9 protein-coding genes are annotated in these 9568 nt (G+C 69.0%); 2 read left to right on the forward strand and 7 right to left on the reverse strand.

The annotated features are described in order from the left end of the window. Positions 1-128 precede the first annotated feature (128 nt). Both NMI01S_RS00510 and NMI01S_RS00515 read right to left on the reverse strand, forming a co-directional pair. Positions 129-467: a hypothetical protein gene (locus tag NMI01S_RS00510; RefSeq protein ID WP_062994070.1), complete on the reverse strand. Its 339-nt coding sequence runs from the start codon at positions 465-467 to the stop codon at positions 129-131. Further along, positions 467-919, reverse strand: a complete 453-nt coding sequence (locus NMI01S_RS00515) for a DUF1707 SHOCT-like domain-containing protein (protein WP_062994071.1) — start codon at positions 917-919, stop codon at positions 467-469. Before NMI01S_RS00515 ends, NMI01S_RS00510 begins: the two co-directional genes overlap by 1 nt. A 279-nt stretch (positions 920-1198) precedes the next feature. On the opposite strand from NMI01S_RS00515, the gene NMI01S_RS00525 reads away from it, so the two are divergent. Next, positions 1199-2860, forward strand: a complete 1662-nt coding sequence (locus NMI01S_RS00525; protein WP_062994073.1) for a serine/threonine-protein kinase — start codon at positions 1199-1201, stop codon at positions 2858-2860. A 149-nt stretch (positions 2861-3009) separates the two neighbouring features. Here NMI01S_RS00525 and NMI01S_RS00530 read toward each other — a convergent pair whose 3' ends face one another. Further along, on the reverse strand, positions 3010-4812 hold the full coding sequence (locus NMI01S_RS00530) for an acetyl/propionyl/methylcrotonyl-CoA carboxylase subunit alpha (RefSeq protein WP_062994074.1): 1803 nt from the start codon (positions 4810-4812) through the stop codon (positions 3010-3012). Positions 4813-4933: 121 nt separating this feature from the next. Next, the gene (locus NMI01S_RS00535) at positions 4934-5863 is read right to left on the reverse strand and encodes a sulfurtransferase (protein ID WP_062994075.1); all 930 of its coding nucleotides are present in this window, start codon (positions 5861-5863) and stop codon (positions 4934-4936) included. 158 nt (positions 5864-6021) lie between these two features. On the opposite strand from NMI01S_RS00535, the gene NMI01S_RS00540 reads away from it, so the two are divergent. Next, complete coding sequence (locus NMI01S_RS00540) at positions 6022-6813, forward strand: helix-turn-helix transcriptional regulator (protein ID WP_062994076.1); 792 nt, start codon at positions 6022-6024, stop codon at positions 6811-6813. Here the strand turns inward: NMI01S_RS00540 and NMI01S_RS00545 are convergent. From NMI01S_RS00545 to NMI01S_RS00555, 3 genes are all read right to left on the reverse strand, one after another. Next, positions 6721-7446, reverse strand: coding sequence for a nucleoside triphosphate pyrophosphatase (locus NMI01S_RS00545; protein WP_062994077.1), 726 nt, complete (start codon positions 7444-7446; stop codon positions 6721-6723). The genes NMI01S_RS00540 and NMI01S_RS00545 overlap by 93 nt on opposite strands. Before the next feature lies 1 nt (position 7447). Further along, complete coding sequence (locus NMI01S_RS00550; RefSeq protein WP_062994078.1) at positions 7448-7780, reverse strand: acyl-CoA carboxylase subunit epsilon; 333 nt, start codon at positions 7778-7780, stop codon at positions 7448-7450. A 205-nt stretch (positions 7781-7985) separates the two neighbouring features. Continuing rightward, positions 7986-9568 (reverse strand): acyl-CoA carboxylase subunit beta (locus NMI01S_RS00555; RefSeq protein ID WP_062994094.1); only part of this gene is annotated, 1583 nt, incomplete at its 5' end.

Here is a 9568-nt window from a genome sequence, read left to right on the forward strand (position 1 = left end):
CACCTCCCCAGTGCTTGATTTCGGAGTCCTCACGGTACGGGTACGGGCACCCGGCAATCCACCGAATTAACCTGCCGACACGGCCCGATCGACGCGAAAAGCGCTGCGGTACAGCATGTTCGGTGCAGTCACAAAGGTTGCAGGCCCAGGGCTCCGGCGACGAAGCGGCTCACCGCGGTCAGCCCGGACTGCAGCGCGGAATCGTAGCCCGCACGCGACCAGCCCGAAATCTCCGCGGTGCCATCGGCTTGCGGCGTCACCACGATCTCGGCGACCAGCTCAGCGGTGGTGGGTTCACACACCGCCCACGAATATCCGGTCTGCTCGGCCCATTCGCGGGCACGGCGTTCGACATAGCCGGGATCGGTGATACCGCCGTCGGCCAGTGCCGGGCGGTCGTCGATACGGTCGTCGGCGCGCAGCGCGCGCAGATACCAACTGCCGGCGTTGATTTCGATCGGTTCCATCACAACCTCCGGCGACGGTCGCGCCGACGGCGGCGGTCGAGCACGCGATGATCATCGCCGCCGAGGAGACGGCGATCGTGGCCGCGCTGCTGCAGGCCGCCGGTGATGATGCCTGCCGCGGGAATGAGCAGGAACCAGAGCCAGGTGTGGGTGGTGAAGAACAGCACCAGCGCGAGGATCACCACCAGGCCCATCATCGAACCGGCGAATTCGCGGCGCCCGCCCGGCTGGGCGGCGGCCGGTTCCGGCGGTTCCGGGGGCTCCGGTACGGCGGCGGGGAGGTCGCTGAACACCGGCGCCAGATCGCCTCGCGTCACCGCCGCGGCGATCAGGCCGCTGCGTTCGTCGAACTCGGCGACCGACAACCGACCGGCGGCGAAGTGCTCCGACAGGCGCTGCATCGCCTGCTCGCGCTCCGCGGTGCCGATGCGGACGTCGGGAGAATCAGACATGGCACGAGATTACCGCGCTGCGCGCCGGTGAGCGGGCCCGATCCACCCGCGGTACCGCCGACCGCATATCCGCACTATCGTCGGTCTCATGTTCCGCCAGCGCGGCATCGGCACCGCTGCCGCCCCGCTCGTCGAAGCGCCGACGGGTCGAGCCCCACAGCCGAGGTCCGACACGCGACCGCAGATCGGCGACGCGGGGCACCGGACGCGGACGACACCGGCGAGCGGCCGTCTCCCCGGGGGCTTTCGGGCGAATGACACGCACAGCGGACGGATGCGATGACTGCGCGGGAATTCGGGCGGTACCGGCTCGATCGACTGCTCGGCCGGGGGGCGGCCGGGGAGGTGTGGCTGGCGTACGACCCGGCGGACGCCCGGACCGTCGCGCTGAAGATCTTGTCCGGGAGTGCGGCCGAGGACGCGGATTACCGGCGGCGGTTCGAGCGGGAGGCCCGGATCGGGGCGCATCTGGACAATCCGCATATCGCGCCGATCCATCGGTTCGGCGAATACGCCGGACGACTGTATCTGGATATGGCCTACATCCCGGGCGTGGACCTGGCCCGGCTGGTGCGGTCGAGTGCGATGGGGGTGGCCGAGGCGGTCGAGCTGATCTCGCAGATCGCCGAGGCGCTCGATGCCGCGCACGCGGCCGGACTGGTGCACCGAGATGTGAAGCCCGCCAACGTCATCGTGCACACGAGCGGATTCGCCTACCTCATCGATTTCGGCATCGCCCGTGCGGCCGGGCAGACCACCATCACCGCAACCGGTTTCACGGTCGGAACGCTCGCCTATATGGCGCCCGAACGCTTCACCGGGCACGGCGACTCCCGCTCGGACGTGTACTCGCTGGCGTGTGTGCTGTACGAATGTCTCACCGCGCGAAGGCCGTTCGGCGATACCGACGCCGTGCGGCAGTTGCACGCCCACCTGCACGAAGCCCCGCCGCGCCCCTCCGCCGCCGACGCGCGCATCCCCGCCGCCCTCGACGCGGTGGTCGCACGAGGTATGGCCAAGCGTGCGGACGACCGATACCGCACCGCGGGCGAGTTGGCGGCCGCGGCGCGGGCCGCCGTCGGACTGACGATCTCCGATCGCACACCGCCGTTGCTGCAATCCGAACAGGGATCCACGACGCGACTGGGGTCGACACCCGCGACCAGCCACATCCGCCCTGCACCAGCGGCGAACGGACCGGCCGGCCCCACCTTCGCGGCGACTCGGCAGGACGCCGCGCCGGCCCCGAGAGGACACTCCGGCCCCGCGTCCGCCGTATACGGGTACCCCGGACCCGCGCCCGTGACGAGAAAAGTCGGCTCGGGCCCCGCGGGCGTAGCCGCCCATCGGCCGCCCGCCCCGGTGCGGGCTACTCGTATCCTGCCGGACGCGAGCGCACCCGTCGGCCCGCCGGCGGCCCCGGCAGATCACGCGGTGTCCGGCCGGCCGCATCCGCCGTCCGTCCGTAACCCCCGGCCGACTCTCCTCGGTAGCACGTCCTTTCCGATGAAATCGGTTCCAGCACAGCATGGTCCGGCGACGCCGCCACGACGCCCGACTCTCGCTGTCGCCGCCGCACTGATCGGCGCCGCCATCGTCGCCCTCGCGGTCGTCGCCGGGTGCACGGCCCTGCTCAGCAGTGGCTCCCGCACTCCGTCCGACCAGCCGTCGACCACCCGGACCGAGATGAACGCTCCCGCGCCGACCACCGCGGCGCCGGCCACCCCGGAACCCGAATACACCACGACGGTCATCCCACCGCGTTGGACGCTCCCCTTCCCGACGAACATTCTGCCGCCGCCCCTCCAATTTCCCCATCCCGCAGCGCATTCCGAGGAGCATCACCGTAAACCGGCGGACACCGGCGGCCCCGGCGCACCGCGCGCCGACCGAGTCTCCTGCGCCGAGCACACCGCCGCCTGCGAGGACGCGACACGATAATCTCGTCCCACGAGCGGCCGCCGACGAACCGTCGCGACCTGCCCGCCGGGATACACGCCGACCGGTACCGGGCTGCCGCACATCACGGCCGAAACGTCGCAGGCCCCGCTCCGGATCCGGAGCGGGGCCTGCGACGAAAACCGTTGGTACTACTTGATTTCGGCGAGCACGGTGCCCTGGGTGATGGCGGCGCCGGCCTCGACGGCCAGACCGGTGACCACACCGGACTTGTGCGCGTTGACCGGGTTCTCCATCTTCATGGCCTCGAGCACGGCGATCAGGTCACCCGCCTCGACCGACTGGCCCTCTTCGACGGCCACCTTCACCACGGTGCCCTGCATCGGCGCGGTCACCGCGTCACCGGAGGCGGCCGAGGCGCCCGCGCCGCCACGCTTGCGCGGCTTGGGCTTCTTGCGGATCACGCCCGCGCCGTTGCCACCGGCGCCGGCCGCGCCCGCGCCCACGGTCAAGTGGCCCGGCAGCGATACCTCGAGGCGACGGCCGCCGACCTCGACGACCACCGTCTGGCGCGCACCCTCGTCCTCGTCCTCGATGGGCTGGCCACCGGTGTAGGGCTCGATGGTGTTTTCCCACTCGTTCTCGATCCACTTGGTGTAGACGTCGAACTTGGTTCCGTCGCCGACGAACGCCGGGTTGGTCACGATGTGGCGGTCGAACGGCAGCACCGTCGCCAGGCCCTCGATCTCGTACTCCGCCAGCGCCCGCGCGGCACGCTCCAGCGCCTGAGTGCGGTTCTCGCCGGTGACGATCAGCTTGGCCAGCATGGAGTCGAACTGGCCGCCGATCACGCTACCGGCGACCACGCCGGAATCGACGCGCACGCCGGGGCCCGAGGGCTCCTTGTAGACGGTGACCGGGCCGGGTGCGGGCAGGAACCCACGACCGGCGTCCTCACCGTTGATACGGAATTCGATCGAGTGACCGCGCGGGGTCGGGTCCTCTTTGATGGTCAGTTCCTCGCCGTTGGCGATGCGGAACTGCCAGCGCACCAGATCCAGACCGGAGGTCTCCTCGGTGACCGGGTGCTCGACCTGCAGGCGGGTGTTGACCTCGAGGAAGGAGACGGTCTCGCCCTGCACCAGGTACTCCACGGTGCCGGCGCCGTAGTAGCCGGCCTCCTTGCAGATCCGCTTGGCGGACTCGTGGATCTTGGCGCGGACCTCGTCGGACAGGAACGGCGCGGGCGCCTCCTCGACCAGCTTCTGGAAGCGGCGCTGCAACGAGCAGTCACGCGTGCCGGCGACGATCACGTTGCCGTGCTTGTCGGCCAGCACCTGGGCCTCGACGTGGCGGGCCTTGTCCAGGTACTGCTCCACGAAGCATTCACCGCGGCCGAAGGCGGCGGTCGCCTCGCGGGTGGCCGAGTCGAACAGCTCCGGAATCTCCTCGATGGTGTGGGCGACCTTCATGCCGCGGCCACCACCACCGAAGGCGGCCTTGATGGCCACCGGAACGCCGTACTGCTTCGCGAACTCGACGACCTCGTTCGCGTCCTTCACCGGATCCTTGGTGCCCGCGGCCATCGGCGCCTTGGCGCGCTCGGCGATATGGCGAGCGGTGACCTTGTCACCCAGATCGCGAATCGACTGCGGCGACGGACCGATCCAGATCAGCCCGGCGTCCAGGACGGCCTGGGCGAAGTCCGCGTTCTCGGACAGGAAGCCGTAACCGGGGTGGATCGCGTCGGCGCCGGATTTGCGCGCCGCGTCGAGAAGCTTGTCGAAGACCAGGTACGACTCGGCCGAGGTCTGCCCCCCGAGCGCGAATGCCTCATCGGCCAATTTGACGAACGGCGCGTCCGCGTCCGGTTCCGCGTACACGGCGACACTGGCGATACCGGCATCCTTGGCGGCCCGGATCACACGCACCGCGATCTCGCCCCGATTGGCGATCAGGACTTTCGTGATCTGCGCGCTGGCATGGCTGGGCACTGAGCCTCCTGTGCTGTGGACAACTTACGTCTCGGGTGAGTGTAGGCAGTGTGCCAACAGACGCCGAACAGGGCTAGGGCTACCGAACAGTAGCCCGGACCCCCGTGACGTGAACAACACCTTAGACCGACTGTGCCGCCGCCGACACGGCGGCCGGAGCCGCGCCCGGTTCACATCCCTTGACGATCGGCGTGCGCACGGCGTTGCTCCACTCGGTCCAGGAGCCGTCGTAGTTGCGCACATTCGCCACTCCCAGCAGCGAGGTCAGCACGAACCAGGTGTGTGCCGAATGTTCGCCGATGCGGCAATAGGCGATGGTGTCCTCGGCGCCGAGCAGCGGCGCGTAGATCTCCTCCAGCTCCGCACGGCTGCGGAATCGGCCGTCGCCACCCACGGCCGCGGTCCACGGGATGTTGATCGCGGTCGGAATGTGCCCGGCGCGCAACGACTGTTCCTCCGGACGGTCGAGGATGCGGTCGTCGTCGCCCGTGTATTCGCCCACCGCGCGCACGTCGACCAGTCCGATGCCCGATCCGCCGCGGTCGAGGTAGCCGCGCACGTCCTCGAGGAAGGCCCGGCTGCCCCGGTCGTCGCGCTCGACGACCGGATACTCCCCCAGCCCGACGTCGGGTACCTCGAAGGTGGTGTCGCGGGCCTCGGAGATCCACGCGTCCCGGCCCCCGTCGAGCAGTCGCACGTCGGGATGCCCGAACAGGCCGAAGACCCAGGCGGTGGCGGCGGCCGTGCCGTTGGCCTTGTCGCCGTAGACGACGACGGTGTCGTCGCGGGCGATCCCCTTGGCGCGCATGAGTTCGGCGAAACGGGCGCCGTCGATCACGTCGCGGGTGAGCGGATCGGTAAGCTCGGCCCGCCAATCGACCTTGACCGCCCCTGGCACATGGCCGATGTCATAGAGCAGGATGTCCTCGTTGGACTCGACGATCGCGAGGCCGCGCGTACCGATGTTTGCCGACAGCCACTCGGTGGTTACCAATCGTTGTGGATATGCATGAGAGCCGAAGGATGGATGAGAGTCCGGAGCGACGGGCACGGTGGAAGATCCTTCACACGTGGTAGACGATGGTCGGCTGGGCAGTTCCGATCGTAGGTGCGAACAATGCGCGCCGGCGGTTTCACATCACGAATCGGATGAAGCGCGATTAAGTCGCAGCTTCGTCCGATAAAGTCACATGGGAGGAGGGGTGAGCTATGTCCGATTCTTGGCCACGACGGCGCCTGCTTGCGATCCTACGCGGCGCCAGCGAGCCTCTCGATGCCCAGGAACTGGCGCGCATCACCGGACAACACGTCACCACCGTCCGTTTTCATCTGGATGTTCTCACCCGGGAATCGCTGGTCCGCCAATTCCAGCAGCCACCCCGGGGCCGCGGCCGCCCGCGCATCGGATATACGGCGGTACAGCGATCGGTCGGTTATCAGGATCTGGCGCAGGTGCTGGCCGATCAGCTCGGCAGTGATCCCCGCCGGCGTTCCGAAGTGGCCGTGACGGCCGGGCGAGCGTGGGGCGCCAAGGTCGAACAGCTCGAACAACCCATCGCCTCGCTCGACGACGCGCGCGACGTCGCGGTGACGGTGAGCTCGGAGCTCGGTTTCGCCCCCGAGCGCGACTCCGCCTCCGAAACCGGCGACCAGCTCAACATCCGCCTGACCGCGTGCCCGCTGCGCGAATTGGCGCGCACCCATTCCGAGGTGGTCTGCGGTGTGCATCAGGGCCTGATTCGCGAGGTACTGGATCGCAACGGCGGACGCGATGCGGTGAACGTCCGGCTGCACCCGTTCGTGGGCCCGGAACTGTGCGTGATCCACCTGGAGGCACTGGCGAGCACGCTGCCGGATCCGGCCCGCATCCCCGATCAGGCGGGGGCGGCGCCGCGACTGCCGACGCCGTCAGCCAATCGCGTCGGCCCGCAGCTGCGCACCGATCCACAACTGCGCAATACCGACGCCCACGTCGCCCAGGAGGCGACGCAGCAGCGGTAGGCCGATCCCGATGACGCTGGACGGGTCACCGTCGATGCGGTCGACGAACCAGCCGCCCATTCCGTCCAGGGTGAACGCACCGGCCACCCGCAGTGGCTCGCCGGTGGCGATGTAGGCATCCAACTCGACCGGCCCGGGTTCGGCGAAATGCACGGTGGTGGTGCTGCAGTCCTGGGCGTCGGCGACGATCGTCCCGTCGCGCAGACGCAGCACGCAGTGGCCGGTCAGCAGATCGGCGCTGCGCCCGGCCATCTCGGCCCAGCGAGCGCGAGCGACGTCGGGAGTATGGGGCTTGCCCTGCAGGACGCCGCCGACCAGCAGCATCGAATCGCAGCCGACGACCACACAGTCGTCCACCAGGCGCGGAGCCCGCGCGGAGACGATGCCGTAGGAATCAGGAGCGGCCGGGCCGCGTCCGGACGCCGCGGCGTCGGCGATCAGGCCGGCGGCCACGGTGTGCGCCTTGGCCGTGGCGAGGGCGGTGACCACACCGGCGGGCGGAGTGTCCCGCGGCAGGGCCGCGGCGACCGCGTCCTCGTCGACCTCGGATATTCGCACCACCGGATCCAGCCCGGCCGCGCGCAACACTTGCAGCCGCGCGGGCGAGGCGGAGCCGAGAACGAATCCCGTCACGTCAGCCGCGGAGGTGCGACAGGTAGGGGAAGGCGTACGGGGAGAACGGCGAGGTACCGCGGTGCATCATGGTGGGCCGGCCCCAGTTGTCCACCGGGCCCTGGTCCTGCGGCGCGCCGGCATTCGCGCTCGCGGCGGCGAACACGGTGACCAGTGCGGCGAGGTCCTCGTCGGTGGGCGAACCCTTCAGGACGCGGATGACCGGCCCGTGACCGGCCTCGACCTCGACGGCAGCGGTGACGGATGCGAGCTTCGTGTCGTCGTCACCGAATTCGTCGACCGCCAAATCCAATTCGGCAGCGCGCAATATCTCTTCGTCAGCCACAGCCGTCACAGCGCCAACTCCTCCTGTTCTGTGCCGGCCCCGAGGGGCCGGCGTTCACGGTGCGGGACGAACCCACGCCGCGAAGGGTATTCGTGCGGCCCTCATCGAATGAGGGCCTTTTCCTACCATCTTCGCCCGGATGCGGCGATCGTGCGCGGTGCGAACGCATCACTCATCGGGAAAGTGTGCCTCCGCTACCGCACATATCGTCGGATCAGAGCGGAATGTTGCCGTGCTTCTTCGGCGGAAGAGTAACCATCTTTCGCTCGAGCAAGCGCAGCGCGGAGACGATCTGCCCGCGGGTGTGCGAGGGCGGGATCACCGCGTCGACGTAACCGCGCTCGGCCGCCACGTACGGGTTGACCAACGTGTCCTCGTACTCGTTCTGCAGCTCGAGGCGCAGTGCGTCGACATCGGCGCCCTCCGCGGCGGCCTGCTGCAGCTTCTTGCGGTAGACGAAGCCGACCGCGCCCGAGGCGCCCATGACGGCGATCTGCGCGGTGGGCCACGCCAGGTTCACATCGGCGCCCATGTGCTTGGAGCCCATCACGTCGTACGCGCCGCCGTAGGCCTTGCGGGTGATGACCGTGATTTTGCCCACAGTGGCCTCACCGTAGGCGTAGAGCAGCTTCGCACCGCGGCGGATGATGCCGTTGTACTCCTGGCCCGTGCCCGGCAGGAAGCCCGGAACGTCGACCAGCGTGATGATCGGAATGTTGAACGCGTCGCAGGTGCGCACGAACCGCGCGGCCTTCTCCGAGGCGTCGATGTCGAGGCAGCCGGCGAACTGGGTGGGCTGGTTGGCCACGAAACCCACACTGCGGCCGTCGATGCGGGCGAAGCCGACGATGACGTTCATCGCGCGCTCGGCCTGCACCTCGAAGAACTCGTCGTCGTCGACCAGGCGCCGGATGACCTCGTGCATGTCGTAGGGCTGGTTCGGCGAATCCGGGATCAGGGTGTCGAGCTCGAGATCCTCCTCGGTCAGCGAATCCTCGATCGCGCCGGCGATCGGGTCGGTGGCCGGGAACCGCGGCGCCTCGGCGCGGTTGTTGCTGGGCAGGTAGCTCAGCAGGTCCTTGACCCAGTCCAGCGCGTCCTGCTCGCCGGAGGCGACGTAATGCGCGGTACCGGACTTCACCATATGGGTGTGGGCGCCGCCCAACTCCTCCATGGTGACCTCTTCACCGGTGACGGTCTTGATGACGTCCGGGCCGGTGATGAACATCTGGCTGGACTGGTCGACCATCACGACGAAGTCGGTCAGCGCCGGGGAGTACACGTGCCCACCGGCCGCGGCGCCCATGATCAGCGAGATCTGCGGGATCACGCCGGAGGCCTGGATGTTGCGGTGGAAGATCTCGCCGTAGAGGCCGAGCGAGACCACGCCCTCCTGGATGCGAGCGCCGGCGCCGTCGTTGATGCCGATCAACGGGCGGCCGGTCTTGAGCGCCAGATCCATCACCTTGACGATCTTCTCGCCGTAGACCTCACCGAGGCTGCCGCCGAACACCGTCGAGTCCTGGCTGAAGATGCAGACGTCGCGGCCGTCGATGGTGCCGTAACCGGTCACCACGCCGTCGCCGAGCGGACGGTTGTTCTCCAGGCCGAAGTTCACGCTGCGATGCCGCGCCAGCGCGTCCATCTCCACGAACGAACCCTCGTCCAGCAGGGCCAGGATGCGCTCACGCGCGGTGAGCTTGCCCTTGGCGTGGACCTTCTCGACCGCACCCTCACCCATCGGGTGCTGGGCCTCTTCCAGCCGATTGCGCAGATCAGCCAGCTTCCCTGCGGTGG

This window comes from Nocardia mikamii NBRC 108933 (assembly GCF_001613505.1).
Lineage (GTDB): Bacteria > Actinomycetota > Actinomycetes > Mycobacteriales > Mycobacteriaceae > Nocardia > Nocardia mikamii.